17 protein-coding genes, 1 tRNA gene and 1 pseudogene are annotated in these 21,481 nt (G+C 34.9%); 11 read left to right on the forward strand and 8 right to left on the reverse strand.

The genetic code is table 11. The features are described 5' to 3' along the window. Positions 1-577 precede the first annotated feature (577 nt). Together CDA10_RS01955 and CDA10_RS01960 are read left to right on the forward strand one after the other, a co-directional pair. Positions 578-1,765: an ammonium transporter gene (locus tag CDA10_RS01955; RefSeq protein ID WP_089603841.1), complete on the forward strand. Its 1,188-nt coding sequence runs from the start codon at positions 578-580 to the stop codon at positions 1,763-1,765. A 186-nt stretch (positions 1,766-1,951) separates the two neighbouring features. Beyond that, positions 1,952-2,626 carry a phosphatase PAP2 family protein gene (locus tag CDA10_RS01960; protein WP_089603842.1) on the forward strand — a complete coding sequence of 225 codons (675 nt, stop codon included), beginning with the start codon at positions 1,952-1,954 and terminating at the stop codon, positions 2,624-2,626. A gap of 161 nt (positions 2,627-2,787) precedes the next feature. Here the strand turns inward: CDA10_RS01960 and CDA10_RS01965 are convergent, their stop codons facing one another. The 4 genes from CDA10_RS01965 to CDA10_RS01980 form a co-directional block, all read right to left on the reverse strand. Further along, positions 2,788-4,119 (reverse strand): ATP-binding protein, encoded by a 1,332-nt coding sequence (locus tag CDA10_RS01965; RefSeq protein ID WP_089603843.1) that lies wholly within the window; start codon positions 4,117-4,119, stop codon positions 2,788-2,790. Between the two features lies 1 nt (position 4,120). After that, positions 4,121-4,813: a response regulator transcription factor gene (locus tag CDA10_RS01970; RefSeq protein WP_089603844.1), complete on the reverse strand. Its 693-nt coding sequence runs from the start codon at positions 4,811-4,813 to the stop codon at positions 4,121-4,123. An 18-nt stretch (positions 4,814-4,831) separates the two neighbouring features. Continuing rightward, entirely contained in the window at positions 4,832-6,493 is a 1,662-nt protein-coding gene (locus CDA10_RS01975; RefSeq protein WP_089603845.1) for a phosphoethanolamine transferase, read from the reverse strand. 431 nt (positions 6,494-6,924) lie between these two features. Then, positions 6,925-8,214, reverse strand: coding sequence for an MFS transporter (locus CDA10_RS01980; protein WP_089603954.1), 1,290 nt, complete (start codon positions 8,212-8,214; stop codon positions 6,925-6,927). 164 nt (positions 8,215-8,378) lie between these two features. On the opposite strand from CDA10_RS01980, the gene CDA10_RS01985 reads away from it, so the two are divergent. The 4 genes from CDA10_RS01985 (at position 8,379) to CDA10_RS02000 (ending at position 11,437) form a co-directional block, all read left to right on the forward strand. Then, a complete protein-coding gene (locus CDA10_RS01985; protein ID WP_089603846.1) occupies positions 8,379-9,005 on the forward strand; it encodes a lysophospholipid acyltransferase family protein in 627 nt (208 codons plus the stop codon). Between the two features lie 60 nt (positions 9,006-9,065). Next, entirely contained in the window at positions 9,066-9,983 is a 918-nt protein-coding gene (locus tag CDA10_RS01990) for a patatin-like phospholipase family protein (RefSeq protein ID WP_089603847.1), read from the forward strand. Positions 9,984-10,094: 111 nt separating this feature from the next. After that, positions 10,095-10,562: an NfeD family protein gene (locus CDA10_RS01995; protein WP_089603848.1), complete on the forward strand. Its 468-nt coding sequence runs from the start codon at positions 10,095-10,097 to the stop codon at positions 10,560-10,562. 20 nt (positions 10,563-10,582) lie between these two features. Beyond that, complete coding sequence (locus tag CDA10_RS02000; RefSeq protein WP_089603849.1) at positions 10,583-11,437, forward strand: SPFH domain-containing protein; 855 nt, start codon at positions 10,583-10,585, stop codon at positions 11,435-11,437. Positions 11,438-11,605: 168 nt separating this feature from the next. Here CDA10_RS02000 and CDA10_RS02005 read toward each other — a convergent pair whose 3' ends face one another. Next, positions 11,606-12,517 (reverse strand): polyprenyl synthetase family protein, encoded by a 912-nt coding sequence (locus CDA10_RS02005; protein ID WP_089603850.1) that lies wholly within the window; start codon positions 12,515-12,517, stop codon positions 11,606-11,608. Between the two features lie 534 nt (positions 12,518-13,051). Between CDA10_RS02005 and CDA10_RS16810 the strand changes: the two genes are divergently transcribed. After that, positions 13,052-13,228, forward strand: a complete 177-nt coding sequence (locus CDA10_RS16810; protein WP_157909335.1) for a hypothetical protein — start codon at positions 13,052-13,054, stop codon at positions 13,226-13,228. Between the two features lie 144 nt (positions 13,229-13,372). Here CDA10_RS16810 and CDA10_RS02010 read toward each other — a convergent pair whose 3' ends face one another. Further along, the gene (locus tag CDA10_RS02010) at positions 13,373-14,329 is read right to left on the reverse strand and encodes a GGDEF domain-containing protein (protein WP_089603851.1); all 957 of its coding nucleotides are present in this window, start codon (positions 14,327-14,329) and stop codon (positions 13,373-13,375) included. Positions 14,330-14,837: 508 nt separating this feature from the next. Then, positions 14,838-16,025 (reverse strand): 2-methylaconitate cis-trans isomerase PrpF, encoded by a 1,188-nt coding sequence (gene prpF, locus CDA10_RS02015; protein ID WP_089603852.1) that lies wholly within the window; start codon positions 16,023-16,025, stop codon positions 14,838-14,840. 316 nt (positions 16,026-16,341) lie between these two features. Between prpF and CDA10_RS02020 the strand changes: the two genes are divergently transcribed. From CDA10_RS02020 to CDA10_RS02035, 4 genes and pseudogenes are all read left to right on the forward strand, one after another. Further along, on the forward strand, positions 16,342-17,700 hold the full coding sequence (locus CDA10_RS02020) for an amino acid permease (protein ID WP_089603853.1): 1,359 nt from the start codon (positions 16,342-16,344) through the stop codon (positions 17,698-17,700). A 96-nt stretch (positions 17,701-17,796) separates the two neighbouring features. Then, positions 17,797-17,872: transfer RNA gene (locus CDA10_RS02025), tRNA-Arg, on the forward strand. A 175-nt stretch (positions 17,873-18,047) separates the two neighbouring features. Further along, positions 18,048-19,265, forward strand: a complete 1,218-nt coding sequence (locus CDA10_RS02030) for a tyrosine-type recombinase/integrase (protein WP_016165732.1) — start codon at positions 18,048-18,050, stop codon at positions 19,263-19,265. A gap of 69 nt (positions 19,266-19,334) precedes the next feature. Further along, positions 19,335-19,442: pseudogene (locus CDA10_RS02035) on the forward strand (transposase domain-containing protein); the annotation flags it as partial. 83 nt (positions 19,443-19,525) lie between these two features. On the opposite strand, the gene CDA10_RS02040 reads toward CDA10_RS02035, so the two are convergent. Next, positions 19,526-21,481: an AAA family ATPase gene (locus tag CDA10_RS02040; protein WP_089603854.1), complete on the reverse strand. Its 1,956-nt coding sequence runs from the start codon at positions 21,479-21,481 to the stop codon at positions 19,526-19,528.

Raw genomic sequence — 21,481 nt, forward strand, 5'->3', positions numbered from 1 at the left:
TACCATAACAATACTACTATGACTGATATGGTGAAACCATGTGGAAGTAAGTAACTATTTGAGTCGTGGTGATATTTAATAGAAAAAGATAAATTTGAGTGCGTTATTTTTCTACATCACATTCATTTTATAAAAAGTAACTTAATCATGCATTATTTTGAAGTAATACATATTAAAAACCACCCAAAATGCTACTTTATTGATCATTTATAGTTAAAAATGCCTTTTAATTGGTAGTTAATCTAACAAAATAAGCAAATCCGTGGCGAAATTACAAAAATATTTCCAATCTTATTCTGTAGTTGATATTAAATAAATATTTGAATCTGTGAAATGTGTAATTTTACATAATTATTTTTACATTTAATATCAATATCTTACGAAATTACAATGAATTCAATATGCATCATCAAGGTGCAAAAAATCCATATTAGTGCACTGAATTGCTTTATATCGAGTCTTGCTAATGTTTTGAATTGTTTAATCAATTTTTCCAAACGCTTAAACTCTTTTACTGCGCAATTGTATCGCTATACTGGCTAAATTAAGATTAATAGCACCAAAATAGAACCAGATTATGCAAAATACAGATCTTCTCTTTCTACTACTGGGCGCAGTGCTTGTATTAGCAATGCATGCAGGTTTTGCCTTTTTAGAATTAGGCACAGTTCGTCATAAAAACCAAGTCAATGCTTTGAGTAAAATCATCACTGATTTTTCAATTTCTGCAATTGCTTATTTTTTTGTAGGTTACTACATCGCTTATGGACAGCATTTTTTCCATTCAGGTACTGACTTGTCCGCAGAGCACGGTTATAACTTGATGCGCTGTTTCTTCTTGCTGACTTTTGCAGCTGCAATACCTGCCATCATTTCAGGTGGTATCGCTGAAAGAGCCAAAATGCGCTCTCAAGCGATTGCAACATTATTCCTCGTTGCTTTGGTTTATCCTTTTTTTGAAGGAATCGCATGGAATGGCAATTTTGGCTTACAAAAATGGTTAGAAGCAACTTTTGGTGCAAGTTTCCATGACTTTGCAGGCTCAGTTGTGGTGCATGCAATGGGTGGGTGGATCGCTTTAGTTGCTGTGTTATTACTGGGTGCTCGACATGGTCGCTATAAAAAAGATGGACGTGTTAGTGCGCATCCACCTTCTTCCATTCCATTTTTAGCCCTTGGCTCATGGATTTTAATTGTCGGTTGGTTCGGCTTTAACGTGATGAGTGCACAACGCTTAGATGCGATTTCAGGACTTGTGGCAATAAACTCATTGATGGCGATGGTTGGCGGGACACTCTCTGCAAACTTTTTTGGTAAAGAAGATCCTGGTTTCTTACACAATGGACCACTTGCTGGTTTAGTTGCCATCTGTGCAGGCTCAGACATTGTTCACCCGATTGGTGCTTTATTCATTGGCATCTGTGCAGGCTTTTTCTTTGTAAAACTATTTACCTATACCCAAAATAAATTAAAAGTGGATGATGTTTTAGGTGTTTGGCCATTACACGGTGTTTGTGGTGCATTTGGTGGAATTGCCGTTGGGCTCTTTGGTCAGCAATGGCTAGGTGGTTTAGGTGGTGTATCAATCATGTCGCAATTGATCGGTACATTGCTGGCGATTGTAATCGCATTGATTGGTGGCTTTGTTGTTTATGGCGTGCTCAAAATGACCATGGGAATCCGCTTAACTCAAGAAGAAGAATTCCGTGGTGCAGACTTATCTATCCATAAAATCTCTGCCAACTCAGAAGATGCAATGTTTTAATTTTCATTATCTTAATTTTTACAATATGATAGCGACTGTAAAGTCGCTTTTTTATTTTGTACAATAGTATAAATATTTGATAATTTAGCCACCACCTAGCTTAAGATTATTCAAAATTAAGTCATTTTTAAGTTTACTTACTTTTAATAACAAGCTATTTAAATCAACCAATTGTGTGCTAAATAAATGCAAAATTCCGAATCAAACAAATTCTTCTTAGGAAATAGTTTATTGTTAGGCGTTTTGTTTTTAGTCTTGTGGTTTGTTTTCCCTGTTGGTGGTGCAATCGATATGCATTTCATCCAACCTTGGATGGATTCTACTGGACATTTTCCACTTAAAAATAATTGGTATCTGGTAGAAATTAACCATAAAGTTTTAAAACATATCATCATTGGTTTTTATGTTTGTGTACTTATCGCTTGGATTGCTTCTTTTAAATCTGCGAAATTAAAAGCCTACCGTTGGCAACTTGGTTATTTGTTTTGGGCTAGTATTTTGTCTACAGCTGTCGTTGGTTTACTTAAAGCACACTCTGCACATGCATGCCCTTGGTCAATGACCGAGCAAACTGCTTTAGGCTACGTTTGGGATTTTTCAGCAACCAAAGGACACTGCTTTCCTGGTGGTCATGCCAGTACAGGCTTTTCACTCATTTCAGGATTATTTGTTTTTAGAAAATCACATCCTAAAATTGCTTATCTATTTTTATTCCTTGGGCTTGTTCTTGGTTTTATCATGGGTTGGGGGCAAATGATGCGTGGTGCGCATTTTTTAAGTCATAACTTATGGACAGGCTGGGTTATTTTTGCTTTTAACCTCGTTCTTTATCGAATTTTCTATAAAAAGTTGATGGCATAACCTATAGCTTATTTAGCTGTTGATTTTAGATTTATATATTTTTATTTTAAGAAGAATACAATGATTAAAAACTTAAACTAGGGCTATTCATGTTTAGGTTTTAATTTGATATAAAAGATATGATATATGAATCTTTTTAAGCATCGCACGAAATCTGAGCCTTACTCAGATTTCGTCGTCAATTGCATTGGTATTTTAACCAATACACTTAAACCACCTAATTCTTCACTACGAGATAGCGTTAGTGTACCACCCAAATGTTGAATAGCTTTATCAACAATAGAAAGTCCCAAACCACTTCCAACTTCTAAATGATGATGTACGCGATAAAAACGTTTTAACACTTTATCGTACATTTCAGGGTCAATTCCCAATCCACTATCTTCAATTAAAACATAAGCAAAATCATGAATATCAGAGAAAACTGAAATATTGATGATGCCTGAAACAGGAGTGTATTTAATTGCATTATCAATTAAATTAAAAATAATTGAATGAATACTGTGCTCTACACTTTTTAAAATAACATCATCATTACGAATAAAGCCTAAATCAATCTCCTTTTCCATCGCCAAATTCACAAGCTGTTCAACACAATTTAAAGCAACATCATTCAGTTTGAATTGAGTCACTTGAATCTCATGTTTTAAGGTTGAATCTTGTTTTGCCAATGCTAAAAGTTGCGTGACTAAATGCTGCATTCGAGCCAAACCTTTACTCAAATTCTGTAAATTCTCTTCTTCTGGAAATTGGCTCAGAAGAATTTTAGTCTGTAAATTCAAAGCAGTAATAGGTGTTCGTAACTCATGTGCAGCGTCAGCTACAAACTGACGTTGTTCTTGCTGTGCGACAGAAATTCGTTCAAATAAATGATTCATTTCATGAATCGTAGGAATAAGCTCTTCTGGATAATGTCCATTCTGAATTGCTTTCAATGAATCTGGATCACGTTTCGCTAACTCAGATTTAAAATCATCCAGTGGTTTTAAACTTCTTCCAATAATATAAATCAGTCCAAACAAAGCAAAAGGAATGATGAGCAAATAAGGGACAAACATGCTTGCAGCAAGCTCAAGGGCCAAATGTTGTCTAACCTTTTCCTGTTGGCTAATTTGGATTTGAAAATTCTCCGTTGGAACGACATAAGTAATCCATGTCCCCGCTGGAGATTCTTGTCGGTAAAAACCTGCTTTTTGTTTAGGTTCAACTAAAAAATGATGCGGTTGTGCATTTATATTAGGATTTGCATAAGACCAAATATCAATGAATAAATCTTCTTCATGATAACGCTTATGTATATCAAATTCGCTTTGAATAGGTCTTGGATTTAAGGCAACACGCTCAGCCAAATACACCATTTGCGCATCTAAAATTTCATCAATTTCTTCCAATGAAATTTTATATGCAGAAAATACCAATACACAGCCTAATAAAATGCTGAAAATCGAGGTATAACGGATTAAACGCTTTTTTAATGAATATTGCGTTGCCATATCATTCTGCTTTCTGTGCTTGCCCTAAGCGATAACCTAATCCACGAATTGTACGGATAATATCTTTACCCAGTTTTGAACGAATATGATGAACATAGACTTCAATGGTATTGCTATTAATTTCACTATCAAAAGCATACAACTTGTCTTCTAAATTTGATTTAGAAAAGATTTTGTTGGGATGTGTCATTAGTGGAATCAGAATTGCCCATTCACGATTGGATAAATCTACAGTCGTGCCTTTTAAGGTCGCGATATGTTGCTCTACATCTAAAGTCACTTCACCATTTTTTAAAATCGTAGATTCTTGAGTAATGACTTGTGAATTTAAACTGCCACTACGTCTGAGCAAAGCCTGAATACGTGCAACCAATTCCTCAAACTCATAGGGCTTAATTAAATAATCATCTGCGCCTTGGTTTAAGCCCTCAACACGATTTTGCAACTGATCACGTGCTGAAACAATCAAAACTGGCAAACTCGAACGTTGACGAATTTGCTTTAAAACTTGCATCCCATCCATCATCGGTAGACCGAGATCCAATAAAACCAAATCAAATGATTGTTGGCTGAGAAGCTTTAATCCATCTAAGCCATTGTTAACCCATTCAACTTCATAACCATGAAATTTCAGTAGCGTTTTAGATGATTCAGCAATCATAAAATCATCTTCAATCATCAAGATTTTAATCACGGGCAAATATCCTTTCAATCAACTACGAGTAACGCATTGATGCAACATATCAGTTTTTGGATCAATTACTTGAGTTTTTACATTTAACAAACTCAACAGACTTGGGAACAAATTATCTTGGCTTAATGTTGCGCCTTTTTGTTGTGCTAAGCAATTTACTTGTTTGTTTGCAATAGATTTCCACGCATCAGAGAACCACATCACCATCGGAACATGTGTTTGCTGACTCGGCGCAATCGCATATGGCGCACCATGTAAATACATACCATGCTCACCTGTAGATTCACCATGATCTGATAAATACCAAAACGCTGTACGGTAATTTTGTTGCTGTTTAAGCGTTTCAATCACTTGATTCAAAATATGATCGGTATACACAATCGTATTATCATAAGTATTGATTAATTCTTCACGTGAACAACCTTGAATCGCATTGCTTGCACAAATCGGTTTGAACTTTTGGAATTCTGCTGGAGCACGTTTGTAATATGCAGGACCATGGCTACCCATTTGATGTAAAACGATTAAACGTGGTGTTTTATCATCTTTAGGAATTTGAGCAATATACTGCTGTAAACTATCGATAAGAATGCCGTCTTCACATTCACCATCCTTACACCATTTTTGCTTTAACTCTTCAGGAATAACGAACTTTTCAACACGGTCACATGTGCCTTTACAACCTGAATTATTATCAATCCATGTCACTTTATAACCTGCACGTTGTGCAATATCGAGTAAACCTTCACGATGGCTCGCCAAACGCTCATCATAAGCTGTACGTGGCATACCTGAGAACATACATGGAACAGATACTGCTGTTGCTGTACCACATGAACTTACTTGAGAGAAATTAATAAGATTGGCTTGTTTAGACAATTCTGGATTGGTATTTTTCGCATAGCCATTTAAAGAGAAACTTTCAGCACGTGCTGTTTCACCAACGACCAGAACCATAAGTTTCGGTGAATGCTTCAACGCTACATCATCAACCAAATGTGCATCTTCACCATAGCGAATTAAAGGTAGATTTTCTTTTGGTGCTTTTTTATGAAAATAAGAAATGGTTGAAGCAATGGTATTCTGTGGAGAAATCATGCCTTTCAAATCACGATGTTCACGGAAAATGGCCGCATAATCAACGTAAAATACAAATAACAAACCTGCAATTATGACAAAAGAACCTGCAATATTTAAACCCTTAAACATCAACATTCTGCTGATTTTTTCAGGCTTTATTCTCACCCAAAGTATGAGAAAAATAGGAAGAATAACAAACAATGCCGCCCATACAAAATATTGTACAGAGAGTAGATCAAAAGCTTCGGCAGGATCTGTTTGAGCAATATTTTGAATTTGATCAGGTGAGATCACTGCACCCAATGAGTTCACAAAATACGAACTAAAACCACCAATGAAAACTAAAACGATTGCAAAAAACTTTGCAGTCCATTTCCAGTCTAAAATGCTTAACAGTAGATTATACAAAGCAATAAGAACAAAACCTGTTGCAACAATAAACAACTGCGCTTTGATCCCTTGATATGGTGTGAATGATTGAATTTTATTTAAAAATCCAAAATTTAGACACACACCTAACCATACTGCTAAAATTAAATTAAAAGTAGTAAGAGAAATCGAAATTTCACGGCGTTTTATTCGTTGTATTAAATTAGACATCACTTTGGCAGGAACTCTCTAAGACAGTTTCAATTTAAAAAATGAAACTTAAATTCAACTTAAAATATAATTTTCAAACTTAAAACATTATCCTGATTTTATTATTCCAACACCCAAAACAGGGTTAGAATTCTCATCATACGAATATATAAAGCACTCATATTCGCATATAGGAAATTAATCTTTTAAATATATCAAGTTCTTAAAAATCCTTTTATTATTTCCAGTGATTTAACGATCTACAGTTAGTAAAAAATCATAACAATCAATAAGAAAAAGTGCTTTATACCTTAAAAAACCGATATAAATCAAACAAATTTTAAACTATGCATCAAAAATTTACTCAGATTAAATTAAAACTCATAGATATAATCAATCCATTACAAAACATATTGAGTGAGTTTAATCACATAATATATTGATTATAATTATCATTTAAAATTAATCATCCAACGGTAAATAGGAATCAAACAAATCACACCTATGATTACAATGTAACTGAGAAAGTTTAAATACCCTAAATAATCACCAATAACACCACTGACGGTATACAAAACACCACTCACACATGCCATGATGGATACTTGAAAAGTGAAATCTGTTCCAGCATGTTTGCTACGACTGTATTGCATCACTAAAGTTAAAATAATCACCAACAACATTGCTGAGGTCATGTCTTCTAAGGCATTGATTAAATAGATCAACATAGCGAAAACTTGCAAGCTTTGCTCATGCATCGCCGCTAACCAAGCAAAACCTGTCAAGCTGATCAATTTCAAAATAGCAAATAGCAATAATGCCCGATTACGCTTAATTTTTTTAAGTAAAAATCCTGCTAGACCTGCGCCACACAAAGCAGCAACCGCACCTAACATAGTGATATAAACACCAATCTGAGAAAGCGTTAAACCTAAATCAACCAATAATGGTTTAGTGATTGGGCCAGTTAAACCATCAGTAATTTTGATGCTACACAAAACCCAAAACCATGTACGCATTTGTTTATTTTCAAAAAAATAATTTAAGTAAGACTTAAATTTTTCGACAATGCTTATTTCAGCCTGAATAATACCTTGTGTATGATCAATTGCTGCATCCTTGTGACCTATTTCTTTATCTTGATCTATTGCTCTATTTTGATATGTCGATTCTTTATAACGCCAAATAGAAATGGTATTTAAAGCCACGATTGCAGCCAAAATCAAAAAGGTATTTTGCCAATCCAACCAGTCCATTGCCCATAAAATTGCACCACCACCGACAATAAAACCCAAACGTGAACCAATCACTTGAAACATATTTCCAAGATGTTGTTGATCTGCTTTGAGAATGGTTACCGCTAAACCGTCTGTTGCAATATCTTGGGTCGCACCAACACTATTCATGCACAATAAAGCGATGAAAAAACACAACAAATAAATAGGCTGATTCAACGAATGAATTGGTAAAAAAGACAAAATAATCAGGATGAAAATCGTCAAAAATTGGGTCGGTAAAATCCAACTCCGATAATGCCCCCAATGTGAATGTCCAAATTTATCAACAAATGGCGCCCAAAGTACTTTCATCGCCCAAGGTGCCATCAATAAACCAAAACCACCAATATGCGCCAAAGAAACCCCTTGTGAACGTAAAATCACAGGTAAGGCATGTGTCATAAAGCCGACAGGTAAACCTTGCGCCCAATACAATGAAAATAATAACAGATACATTTTAGGCATTCGGTTTTGTCCAAAATCCATGTGAGGGCTAGGCAATTATATTGCTTTAATTGTTTGCTTTAGTTGCTATTCTTTGTAATATTCATATTTTGCGAATCATCTTAATATTGGCAAAAAATAAAAACTGATCATTAAATACCACTAAAAGTAGTCATTCTAAAAATATGTCACAAAAATTTCCAGTGCTCCCTGAGCAAGTTCCACAGCGTGGAAGTCAAGCCAGTCGAAATCTTTTTAAAAACATTTATTTAGCGCAAGGATGGAGCTTTGTAGGTGAATTTCCGAATCTACCTAAAGCCGTTGTGTTTATTGCGCCACATACGTCAAATTTTGATGGTTTATATGCTTTTCTGGCCATGTTAGGTATCGGCTTAAAAATTACCATTTTTGGAAAAGATAGTTTATTCAAAACACCGTTAAAAGGGCTTTTCGAATGGATGGGCGTGATCCCTGTCAATCGTGACGCTCCGCATGGCTTAACGCAAGAAATTGTGGACATTATCAATCAACAAGAAAAAATTTGGATTGCAATTGCACCTGAAGGTACGCGGAAAAAAGCAGAAAAAATTAAAAGTGGTTTTTACCACATTGCCATGGGAGCCAATATTCCAATTGCAATTTTCTCTTTCGATTATGATCACAAAACCATACATTGTTTAGGTATTTTAGAGCCTACTGGAAATTATGAAAAAGACTTAGACGATATTTTAAATCGCTTTAAAGGCAAATTTTCACCGAAAAAACCAAGTTGGTTATCTGTCCCTTTACAAAAACTATTGAAAAATGGCTAGAAAAAAATCATACAATCTGTTCAGATGTGCGCATATTTTTTTGATCAAAAGTAATACAGTATGCGTTTTAAACAACTTGGTTTTATAGGCTTATTGGGTCTAACCCTAGTTGGTTGTGATAAGACCACGAAAACTCCAACTCAAACTACATCAATTAAAGCGCGTGAACCTGTCGTTGCAATTGCATTAGGGGGCGGCGGTGCTAAAGGCTTTGCACATATTGGCGTGCTGAAAGTTTTAGAGTCTCATGGAATTAAACCTAAAATTGTCACAGGAACAAGTGCGGGCAGTTTCGTTGGTAGCATTTACGCAAGTGGAAAGTCACCTTATCAAATGCAACAAATTGCGCAACAACTGAAAGAGTCAGATCTGCGTGATCTTACTTTGAATAGTCAAGGCATTGTATTGGGGCAGAAATTACAAGACTACATCAACCGCAATGTTGCCAATAAACCAATCGAGCAGTTCCCTGTTCGCTTTGCTGCTGTTGCAACTCGCTTAGATAATGGTCAAAAAGCTGAATTTATTAAAGGTAATGCAGGTCAAGCTGTTCGAGCATCTTGTAGTATTCCTAATGTATTTGTACCCGCAACAATTGGGAAAACCAAATATGTGGATGGTGGTTTAGTCAGTCCTATTCCTGTTCAAACCGCTCGTGATATGGGCGCAGATATTGTCATTGCTGTAGATATTTCTGCACGTCCCACGGGTAGCCAACCAATGAATATGTTGGGATTACTAGATCAAACCATTAACATCATGGGTCAGCAAAGTATCAATCAGGAATTGAGCCAAGCCAATGTTGTGATTCAACCTAAAGTCGGACATTTGGGTACTTTGGATTTAAAAGCGAGTAATCAAGCAATTTTAGAAGGTGAAAAAGCAGCACAGCTGAAAATTACAGCAATCCAAGCAGCGATCACAAACTTTAAAAAATCCCCTGCTGCTTTAAAACCAGCACCTCGAGCTAAATTCTAAGTAGAGCTTTAATAAGAATAATCAAGTTTTTATAGGCAGTTTTAAAATGATCTGCTACATTGATATAGATGATGCGTCATCTATATCAATGATAATCACTAGAGTAGATGTATGAACTTTATTTTTGAACCGTGGCATTGGTTTGTCTTAGGCATTTTGCTGATCTTATCTGAATTAATTTTACCGGCATTTGCTGCGTTGTGGTTTGGTATAGCCGCTGTGGTCGTCAGTATTTTATTGTGGCTTTTTCCAAGCATGAGTTTTACTTTGCAAATCGTCAGTTGGATTATTCTTTCGATCATTTGTACTGTGGCTTGGTTTAAATTCATCAAACCATTGTCTATTGATAAAACCAAAGCAGGCATGCCGCGTGAGGCAACCGTTGGACAAACGGGGATGGTTATTCAAGTTGGACTTGCACACGATCAAATTCGTGTTCGTTTTCCTATGCCTATTTTGGGTTCCGATGAATGGAACTGTCGCATATTATCACCTGTTCAAGTGGGTGATCGAGTAAAAGTCACCGATATTTTAGGTAATGATCTCGTCGTACAACCTTATTCATCGTTGTCATCATAAAAAACAAAGAGGAAAAATAAATGGGTTTTGGTTCTATCGTTGTTTTAGCAATTTTTGCATTTGTTGCGATCACTATTTTCAAAGGTGTTCGAATTGTTCCGCAAGGTTATAAATGGATTGTACAGCGTTTGGGTAAATACCATACGACACTCAACCCTGGACTCAGCTTTATTATTCCTTATGTAGACGAGGTTGCATATAAAGTCACAACCAAAGACATCGTTTTGGATATTCCCTCACAAGAAGTCATTACCCGTGATAATGCTGTTTTAGTGATGAATGCTGTCGCATACATTAATTTAACCGCCCCTGAAAAGGCAGTTTATGGGATTGAAAACTATACTTGGGCTATTCAAAATCTAGTACAAACTTCACTGCGTTCAATTGTCGGTGAAATGGATTTAGACGATGCTTTATCTTCTCGTGATCATATTAAGGCAAAGTTAAAAGCAGCAATTTCTGATGATATTTCTGATTGGGGAATTACGCTTAAAACTGTTGAAATTCAAGATATTCAACCCTCTAGTACCATGCAATCTGCAATGGAAGCTCAGGCAGCGGCTGAACGTCAACGTCGAGCGACTGTGACTCGAGCAGATGGTGAAAAACAGGCTGCGATTTTAGAGGCGGATGGTCGTTTAGAAGCGTCACGTCGTGATGCAGAAGCTCAAGTGGTCCTTGCAGAAGCATCACAAAAAGCCATTGAAATGGTCACGGCTGCCGTTGGAGATAAAGAAGTCCCTGTTGCTTATTTGCTCGGTGAACAATATGTGAAAGCCATGCAAGACATGTCAAAATCGACTAATGCAAAAACCGTGGTTCTTCCAGCAGATATCATGAATACTATTCGTGGTGTTATGGGTAGAAATAACTAAACAATTATTCATATTTACCAAATAGGCAATCTTTGAGTTGCCTATTTTTTGACTTGAATCCTTTCGTAGATGCTGAGTACTACCAACATTTTATACATGATTAGTAGACTAAATTTGAGCATGCAGCACATCTGTCATAAAATACGAATAAAGGTCAACAGCCCCCAATTAACTTTGTCGTGCCAATAAAAATCTTGAAATCTGGTCTAATTCTTGCGCACGATCACCAAAGTATTCTAAAGCTTTAAAAGCTTGATCATGTAATTCTTGAGCATAGCTTCTGGCATTCTCTAAACCCATCAATGCAGGATAAGTAGATTTGTCGACTTGTTCATCTTTACCTGCCGTTTTTCCTAAAGATTCGGTATCTGAAACCACATCCAAAATATCATCTTGAACTTGGAAAGCTAAGCCAATGGCTTGCCCATATTGTCTCAATTGAGGAATCGCTTGATCAGTTCCTGCAAAAATTGTAACGGCAGACATCATAATTGCAGCCTGAATCAATGCACCCGTTTTATTACGGTGAATTTCTTCCAAATGCACTTGGTCAACATGCTTTCCTTCAGCTTGTAAATCTAAAACTTGGCCACAAACCATTTTTGAACTTGCTGTTGCCAAAATCTGCATTTGCTTGAGTACAATTCCTTGATCAACAGATTGTCCTTGATCAAATAAACGACTACCCAAAACTTCAAAAGCCATAGACTGGAGAATATCACCCGCAAGCAATGCTGTATCTTCACCATATGCAACATGGCACGTTGGTTGCCCACGACGTAATAAATCATTGTCCATACAAGGCAGATCATCATGTGCCAATGAATAACAATGAATAAACTCAATTGCGACAGCAGCACGGCGAACCGCAGCAGAATTTGCATTATCGTGTTTTAAATGTGAAGTTGCATAACATAAAGCAGGTCGAACACGTTTGCCACCTAGCATCACTGTATGATGCACAGCCGATTTCAAAGGTTCTGGTAATGAAAATGCATCCAAAGCAGTTTGTAAATCTTGCTGAATTTGTTGCTGAGCACGTTTTAAAATTTCTGCGTTTACATTTGGAATAGAAGTCACATCCGCCTCGATTTGTACGAATTTCTAGCATTCAATGGAAAATAAATTCTAGATAAATTGGTATATTTGATGAGTGCCAACATTCTACTATGAGTCATCAAAATTCACACCCATTAATTCCAAAGCTAAAACATCGTAATAGTCGTTTAAACACCGTATTAGCGACTAAGTACATCAATTCCAAATATTGATTTAATTATTGTTAAACACTTCAAAACTTATTTATTTGAACCAAAAACATTCAACACACATCCCTATGTCACATCAGTCAAAAGAAATTTTAAAATTTATAAAAAAAAGTAATGTATCTATTCGGTATCCATTAATTATAATTTAATTGTATTGACTTCCCACATCATCAAACAAATCAAAAGCATGAATATAAATAGAAAAAACCTTTGAAATATAAATAAGATATAAAGATTTAATTCCTACATATATCTACAAAAACATCTCCAATCAGCCTCATTGTAAGTCACATGACATGTCATTGTTGTGTAGTCGAATCTTCGACAGTTAAATTTGAGAACAATTATGTTAGTTAATACAAACAGTCCACGAAAAAGTTCATTCAATAAATTTTCTATTAAAGCCAATGAAACTATTCCACATCCACGTGGCAACGACCAAAAACCTCAACCTGCTCCTGAAAGTACACCTAGTGTAGATGATGAAAAGAAATCTGATGAGAAAAAATCAGACCCAAAATAATCTACAACTCAATAACTAATTTTTAAACTAAAAACTCACTTTATGTGGGTTTTTCTTTACAGGATAAACCCTATTTTTAAACGATCAATCTTGATAAATAGAGCCGAAATCTAGCGAATAAAACCACTAAACAATTGAAATTGATCACATTTTATCTTTTAAAACATGCAATTCATTTTTACCTTGTATTTTCGCACGTCGTACCGCTTCATTAAGTTTCTGTACAACATCAAGATCAACCACACTATCCAATTGGTTTAAATGATAAACACCTATTGATGCCGTTAAATATTCATCTGCTTTTTCAAAAATAATTTGTTGATCTGCTATCGTAAATTTTAATCTTTCAGCAAGGGTAATGACTGCCCATTCTGTTAAATTGGTAATGACAACAACAAAGCTTGCTGAATTTAATCTGAAAATCTTCGCTTCTGTATAAGCGATCGTTTCATTTAACAATGCCCCCAATTGAGAAAGAACTTCATCACCATTGGTATAACTATGCAACTGATTAAAGCGTTTAAAATCATCTAAATCAATTTTTAAAAAAGAGCAATCTTCTCTACTTTTTTTCTGGAACAACTCATTTACATAGTAATCAAATGCCATTTTATTCTGTAGCCCAGTCACAAAATCTAAGTACAGATGATCATGTAATTTTTGATTATTGAATAACAAAACATTTTCACGACGTTTTAATCGTGTCACATCTGAGCACACCAACATAATCATTTCTACATGATTGTTTTGATCATGCATCGGTTTGAAATAAGACAGATAAAACTTTCCTTTTACATAAAATACTTGCTCAGAATAATGTAGATTATGTTCAAAAGCATGCAGTGCTTCTTGAAATTGAGCATGAACAACAGAGGAAAATGTATTTAATAATTTATCAAAAAGATATAAAGCATCACTTTCATAAATATCTGAAAATTTTTGATTCACGCCTAAAAAACGAGAGTTTCTATCAAATATAGCGATAGGTAATGGGAATTGAGAAATGAAAGAAACCAAATGCAATTTGTCTGATTGCTTCAAAAAATCGATAACATTTATATTATCAATAGCTTGTTTGATTTTTGTATATTCCTCTTCCATAGACGACCTCAGATTTATAACATTTCTAATCTCATTCACTTTTCAAATGAAATGATCAATGAACTCAATAATTAGATTAAAAATTAACTCATGCCTATTTTTTTTATAAAGTTAAATTTAAATCGGTATAATCGGATATCATTTTCAAAATACATCTTACAACAACCTAAATAATTGATATAAAACAATTTATCTTAAAAAATAACCTTAAAATTACACCCTTTTTATTAGACGCGGTAGGATACCCCAATTAAGCCTACAATCATTTTTTATGCGTACTTCTTTAGCTTTAAAATGATTTTAGTCATGATCTAATGCAGTAGTAAATTTCCGAGCTATTTTGCCACATATAAATCAAAAAAAATACATAACATGATGAAATTCACATTAATAACAAAAAAACCTTGTAATCTGAACTGAATCACAAGGTTTTTATGTTCTGAAAATTTAGACTTATATTCATGCATATCTCAAATATTTATTCAGTTGGAATATAAGTCTATTGCACTTAAAAACTGTCTGCAGGAACTCTAACCCAACCTTCCATCAGAACACGAGCACTACGACTCATAATGGCTTTTTTGACTACCCATTGACCATTTTCATTCAAAGCTTCAGCACCTACCCTTAAGGTACCCGATGGATGACCAAACCGTACAGCTTCACGCACGCCACCACCTGCGGCAAGGTTTACTAAAGTGTTTGGAATCGCTGCTGCAGTTCCAATAGCAACGGCTGCTGTACCCATCATGGCGTGATGCAATTTCCCCATAGATAATGCACGTACCAATAGGTCTGTATCTTCTTCACCAACCTGCTTACCACTTGAAGATGTGTAGGCTTTTGACTTAGATACAAATGCAACTTTAGGCGTATGTTGACGTCCAGCTGCTTCGCTTACATCTTGGATCAACCCCATTTTCACAGCCCCATAAGCACGAATTTTTTCAAAACGGGCTAATGCTGTTACGTCACTATTAATATCATCTTGTAATTCTGTACCTTGATAACCCATATCTTCTGCATTTAAGAAAATGGTTGGAATACCTGCATTGATCAATGTGACTTGAAAACTTCCAATATCAGGCACATCAAGTGTGTCAACAACATTTCCTGTTGGGAACATCGCGCCCCCATCCTCTCCATCATCGGCTGGATCTAAAAACTCAATTTGAACTTCTGCCGCAGGAAAAGTGACACCATCAAGTTCAAAATCACCTGTTTCTTGCACTTGACCATTGTTGATAGGAACATGAGCAATAATGGTTTTTTTTATGTTGACTTGCCAAATACGAACCGTACAGATGCCATTCTCAGGGATACGGTCTTGAGCAACCAATCCATTACTAATTGCAAATGATCCTACGGCTGCTGTTAAATTACCGCAATTCCCGCTCCAATCTACAAATGCTTTATCAATAGAAACTTGTCCAAAAAGATAATCTACATCATGATTGGGTTGTGTACTTTTAGCTAGAATGACCGTTTTACTGGTACTTGATGTTGCCCCCCCCATACCATCAATTTGCTTTCCGTAAGGATCTGGACTACCAATCACACGAAGCAATAATTGATCTCTCGCAACACCTGCAATTTGTGCACGTTCAGGTAAATCATCTACTTTAAAGAAGACACCTTTACTCGTACCACCACGCATATAAGTTGCAGGGATTTTGATCTGTGGTGCAAAACTCATCTTATACATTCCTTTCGTTTATCATTGTTGCAACAAAATAATGAACCATCATTCAGTTTTATATTACCCTTTTTTTTGACAAAAATATCTATTGATGCACTTAAGTCTTAAATATTTTTATATCGAGGTGAAATATTGTTCAGTTTGATTTAAAATTTAAACAATAATAAATAATTTATTTTGTTGAAAATAAAATAGATTATTCAATAATTTTTTTTTTGACTTTGCAGTTCGCTTACATAAATCTCTCGTCTACTAGGTTTACAGTTACCAATCAATTACAATAATTAAATTCGAATAAATAGAGCCGAAAAAATTGAGCAACGAGTCTACACAATTACATCGTGGACTTAAAAATAGACACATTCAATTGATAGCCATGGGTGGCGCGATTGGTACAGGATTATTTTTAGGTTCAGCACAGGTCATACAATCTGCAGGCCCATCCATTATTTTAGGTTATGCAATTGGTGGTTTAATTGCATTCTTAATTATGCGTCAATTGGGTGAAATGATTGTTGAAGAGCCTGTGGCAGGTTCATTTAGCCATTTTGCCAATAAATATTGGGGGAAATTTCCAGGATTCTTAGCGGGTTGGAATTATTGGATTTTGTATATTTTGGTGGCAATGACCGAGCTAACAGCCGTAGCTAAATATATTAATTATTGGTGGCCTCATATCCCTGCTTGGATTTCGGTACTATTTTTCTTTGTAGTCATCACGATTGTTAATTTAGCCAATGTTAAATTTTATGGTGAATCAGAATTTTGGTTATCTATAATCAAAGTTGCAGCCGTTGTTTCAATGATTGTTTTTGGCTTATATCTATTATTAACAGCCGATGCTGGTTCAACAGCGTCGTTTAGCAACCTTTGGGCGCATGGTGGATTCTTCCCTCATGGCTTTGATGGGTTGTTTTACATGCTTGCATTTTTAATGTTCGCTTTTGGCGGCATTGAATTGATTGGTATGGCGGCAGCTGAAGCTGAGAATCCAGAAAAAACTATCCCTAAAGCGATCAACCAAGTTGTTTTCCGTATTCTTATTTTTTATGTGGGTTCATTAATCATCCTTTTATCACTTGTGCCTTGGAATCAATTAGATCTAGGCGGTTTAGATAAAAGCCCTTTTGTTATGATTTTTAGTCAATTGGGAATTGGTTGGGCAGCACATTTACTAAACTTCATTATCTTAACAGCAGCGCTTTCTGTATATAACAGTGGGATGTATGCCAATAGCCGTATGTTATTTGGTCTAGCTCAACAAGGTAATGCACCTAAAGTTTTCGCTCAAGTGAATAAGCAAGGTGTTCCGATCCCAGCGGTATTGTTCTCTGCATTGCTTATTTTTGGCTGTGTATTGTTAAACTATTTTGTTCCTGAAGATGCTTTAAGTCACCTCATGTATGTCGTGGTCGGTGCTTTAGTTTTAAACTGGGCAATGATCAGTTTGACTCACCTTAAATTTAAGCAAGCAATGCAAAAAGCGGGTAAGCTGACTAAATTCCCTGCGCTTTGGTCTCCAATTAGCAACTATTTAGTATTGTTATTCATTTTAACTGTACTTTATATTATGTGGATGCAAGGCTTTAAAGAGTCTGTCATCATGATTCCTGTATGGATCGTTGTCATGGCACTTTTATTTAAAATGCTCAATTCCAAAAAATCAAATTAGTTCATTCAGAATATAATTTGATCTTAATTTTAAAAAGCTATTATTTCGATAATAGCTTTTTTTTCATAGGTATATACGGTAAATTACTTGCCTATTGCGCCCTTAGCTTAACTGGATAGAGCAGTTGCCTCCTAAGCGACCGACGTGGGTTCGAGTCCCGCAGAGCGCACCATTTTATGGTTTATTTTGATCTACAGCACTCCAAACCTACAATAAAAATACATATAATTCAACAAAATAAGAAAGATAAAGTCTAAATTAATCTTATAAATTCTCTTGTGAGCTAATATTTTTTACAGTATAAATTACAGTACAAACTTTTATACGCAAAACTGTGTACTGTAAAAATGCCAAAAATAGTCAAAAGCCTTACTGATAGTAAGATCAAAAGCCTTAAAGCTGATCCAAACAAGCACCAACGAATTTCAGATGGTTTAGGTCTTTATTTGTTCATTCACAAAAATGGCTATAAATATTGGAAATTTGACTATAGTCGTCCATACACTAAAAAGCGCAATACCATTAGTTTTGGTATATACCCAACAACTAGCCTCGCTGAAGCACGACTTAAAAGAGATGAAGCCCGTACCCTTCTCTCTCAAAATATCGACCCACATGTTGAAAAGCTTAGAATTGAGAATGAGATATTAAATACGAATAATAATACTTTTCAAAATATTGCACATGAATGGATGGCAAAGCAAGACTTCGCGGAATCAACAGTTAAAGGGCAACAACGCTTATTAGAAGTAATCAATCAGCATATTGGTAAAATTCCAGTACATGAAATTAAAGCCATGGACATACTGAAAGTTTGTCGAATTTATGAAAAAGAAGAAAAATTAGAAACAGCTAAAAAAGTCAAAGTGAAATGCGGTCAAATCCTTAGATATTCGGTTTCTATTGGCCTTTGCGAGCGTGATGTTACTCAAGATTTAAAAGGAGCGATCTCACCTCCCAAAGTTACACATATGGCAGCTTTGGTAGAACCAAAAGATTTTGCCTTGCTCTTGCAAGACATTGATCATTATGAGGGTTCTGTCATCACACGATATGCTCTACGCATTGCACCATTAGTTTTTGTTCGCCCAGGCGAATTAAGACAAGCTAAGTGGCAAGATGTCGACCTTCAAAAAGGTTTGTGGAGTTATACGCCCCCAAAAACTAAATCAAAGACAGGAGTTCAGCATATTGTCCCGTTATCTACACAAGTGATCCATTTACTTTCTGAACTTGCTCAAATAACAAAAGCTAAAAGTGAATATGTATTCCCAGCAACGACGTCCAACTTAAAACCGATGTCAGAAAATACTATCAATCAAGCTTTGCGTCGCTTAGGCTATACCAGTGAGCAAGCCTGTGGACATGGCTTCCGCGCTTCTGCACGTACAATATTAGAAGAAGTTTTAGAATTTCCGATTGAATTGATTGAGCAACAGCTTGCCCATCAGGTAAAAGATATGCATGGTCGTGCTTATAACCGTACTAAGCATTTAGAGAAGAGAAAAGAGATGATGCAGCGATGGGCTGATTATTGTGATGGGCTAAAAGCTCAATTAATCTAGCAAAAATTATTTTAAAGGAGTTGAGCCGAAATGACTCAACTCTTCTGTCTCCTATAGAACCAGTAATGTTCAGGTCTAGATTTGTATGCCTATTTAACTGACGTACTTACAAGATTACTGACTAATAAAATGAAAGATATCGAAAAATTACTACCACATAAATGGAACCCCACTTGAATTCAAGTGGTGGGGCAGCGGATGCTTACAAATAAATTAATAGATTCATCATTATTATTGATGATGAATCTATTAAGCTAAAACTATTTAAGATTTTTATTGACCTCTTTAAAAATAGCTTCAAATCTTGATAAAGTGGCTTCTGAAAGACTATTAACAAAATCCTTATTACTAGCAAACTCTTTTGCAGGTAAGTAGTGATTGAACCTACTTTTTTTAATAACTTTATTGATTTTTGACAATATATCTTCGATTTCTGTACTTAATTCTTCCACCTTAATTTCAGTATAGGTAGATGACAGAGAAATATTAAATAGTTGAAGATATTCATCAACGGTAAAAATATCCTCAATATCAGCTTTTTTTCTATTATCAAGATAATCATGAAAGAATTTTATATTTTTATCAGATATAATTTTTTGTATAGTTAGACTATCAAATCTTGCCTGCGACTTTTGATCAGTAAATGAATCTAAAAGACAGAAAATTGATAGTTTTGAACCTCGAAGTAATGAGATAAAACTAGCAACTTTATCTAAGCCACCTGTAGGTACAATTGTAATATCCTCATTTAAGCCAGTTCTGTTATTCGCATTCAAATATTCTGAAATTGTGGTTAAGTATAGTAAATCCGAGACCCCTTCAACCAATAGATTCTTTTTAGAAATGAATAAATTTTGTGCAACATCATATCCTAAAGCAGCTTGTAAAGGGAAAAGAGTATTAGGATCTTTTTGTTGAATACTATCACTAACGATAGAGCTATCGGAGTCACTAAACACCGTTCTGACACGATTTAATTTCGTTGTTTCTACCATAAAAGGTGAGTGAGTTGTATAAATAACTTGATATTTATCAACTAAGCTCTCTAAAAAACGTAGTAAATCTGCTTGGGCAGTTGCATGTAAGTTAAGACCCGGCTCATCTAAGAGTAGGATATATTTTGAATTTGAATCAGCCTGAATTTTATTAAACCAGACTAAGAATGAAAAAAACCAATTAAACCCTTTGCTTCTATTCTGGAGAGGTAAAGAAACTCTAGTTTTTGAGTTTTTTACACGAATGTCTAAAACATGTTCAACAATATTTGTATCGACTGTTGTTGCATTACCATAATTTGTATTTACGTGTCTTTGAGCAGTAGCTGTTTTTTTATCAATTTTAAACTCGATATTTAAGTCCTGATTTGCAGACCAATATTGGAATAATGTGTCAGAAATCAAAGCTTCAGTTGCTTCTAATTCTGCAATAAAATCCTCAAAATCATCTGTATTAATAATATCATTGATATTTATATCTGCTAAATCTAAAAGTGCTTTTGCTGTTTTTAGATCATCCGATAGTTCCACACCCTCATCTAAAAAATTTTCTAGTACAATTCTGGATGGAAGTTGGTAATATTCATCATAATAAATGAACTTTGGTAGATGCTTTTTTATTAAACTAGTATAAACATATCTTTCAATAAAGCTGTTCCATGTAGAACTTTTAAAAAAATATTTTTTCAAGGGTTCTAACTTGTCTGAATCTTCGGGAAATCTTGTAAGTAATTCATCAAATTCTGATATAGTTAAGGTTGATTTAAGCTCTTTTTTTAGACTGTCATTAATACTAGAGAGATTATAGTGTTTTAAAAAAGCTTCAAAATTTATCGAAACACCACTGATTAGAGTAGCACCATCTTTGTAAGAGCTTGTCACCGTAATCTCATCTTTTCCCTGCCAAGTACCTTTTCCTAATAAGTGTTCTATAAAATCAATAAGTTTTTTTGAAAGTTTATACCTACAAATAATAGCATTAGGATTTTCATCTGACTTATTAATGCTTTTTAATTCTTTACGTGGATAATCTAGTGTTTGATTAAACTTGAATTTCTCATCAGTTTCAAAATAATTAGTTTTTGCTAAACATTCTAAAATAGAGGTTTTTCCTGATTCATTCATTCCAACCAGTACAGTTATATCATCTTCAATATATACGGATTGAGGTGTCGTGAATGATTTATATTTTAGAATTTCAATATTTGTAAGTTTAATCAT

The organism is Acinetobacter piscicola (genome assembly GCF_002233755.1).
GTDB classification, from domain to species: Bacteria; Pseudomonadota; Gammaproteobacteria; order Pseudomonadales; family Moraxellaceae; genus Acinetobacter; species Acinetobacter piscicola.

Bases quoted from the DNA above. Each gene is read 5' to 3' on its own strand.
- CDA10_RS01955 (WP_089603841.1), top strand. From the start codon at position 578: ATGCAAAATACAGATCTTCTCTTTCTACTACTGGGCGCAGTGCTTGTA.
- CDA10_RS01975 (WP_089603845.1), bottom strand. From the start codon at position 6,493: ATGTCTAATTTAATACAACGAATAAAACGCCGTGAAATTTCGATTTCT.
- CDA10_RS01960 (WP_089603842.1), top strand. From the start codon at position 1,952: ATGCAAAATTCCGAATCAAACAAATTCTTCTTAGGAAATAGTTTATTG.
- CDA10_RS02000 (WP_089603849.1), top strand. From the start codon at position 10,583: ATGGGTTTTGGTTCTATCGTTGTTTTAGCAATTTTTGCATTTGTTGCG.
- CDA10_RS01995 (WP_089603848.1), top strand. From the start codon at position 10,095: ATGAACTTTATTTTTGAACCGTGGCATTGGTTTGTCTTAGGCATTTTG.
- CDA10_RS01965 (WP_089603843.1), bottom strand. From the start codon at position 4,119: ATGGCAACGCAATATTCATTAAAAAAGCGTTTAATCCGTTATACCTCG.
- prpF (WP_089603852.1), bottom strand. From the start codon at position 16,025: ATGAGTTTTGCACCACAGATCAAAATCCCTGCAACTTATATGCGTGGT.
- CDA10_RS02040 (WP_089603854.1), bottom strand. From the start codon at position 21,481: ATGATTAAACTTACAAATATTGAAATTCTAAAATATAAATCATTCACG.
- CDA10_RS16810 (WP_157909335.1), top strand. From the start codon at position 13,052: ATGTTAGTTAATACAAACAGTCCACGAAAAAGTTCATTCAATAAATTT.
- CDA10_RS01985 (WP_089603846.1), top strand. From the start codon at position 8,379: ATGTCACAAAAATTTCCAGTGCTCCCTGAGCAAGTTCCACAGCGTGGA.
- CDA10_RS01990 (WP_089603847.1), top strand. From the start codon at position 9,066: ATGCGTTTTAAACAACTTGGTTTTATAGGCTTATTGGGTCTAACCCTA.
- CDA10_RS02030 (WP_016165732.1), top strand. From the start codon at position 18,048: ATGCCAAAAATAGTCAAAAGCCTTACTGATAGTAAGATCAAAAGCCTT.
- CDA10_RS02010 (WP_089603851.1), bottom strand. From the start codon at position 14,329: ATGGAAGAGGAATATACAAAAATCAAACAAGCTATTGATAATATAAAT.
- CDA10_RS01980 (WP_089603954.1), bottom strand. From the start codon at position 8,214: ATGCCTAAAATGTATCTGTTATTATTTTCATTGTATTGGGCGCAAGGT.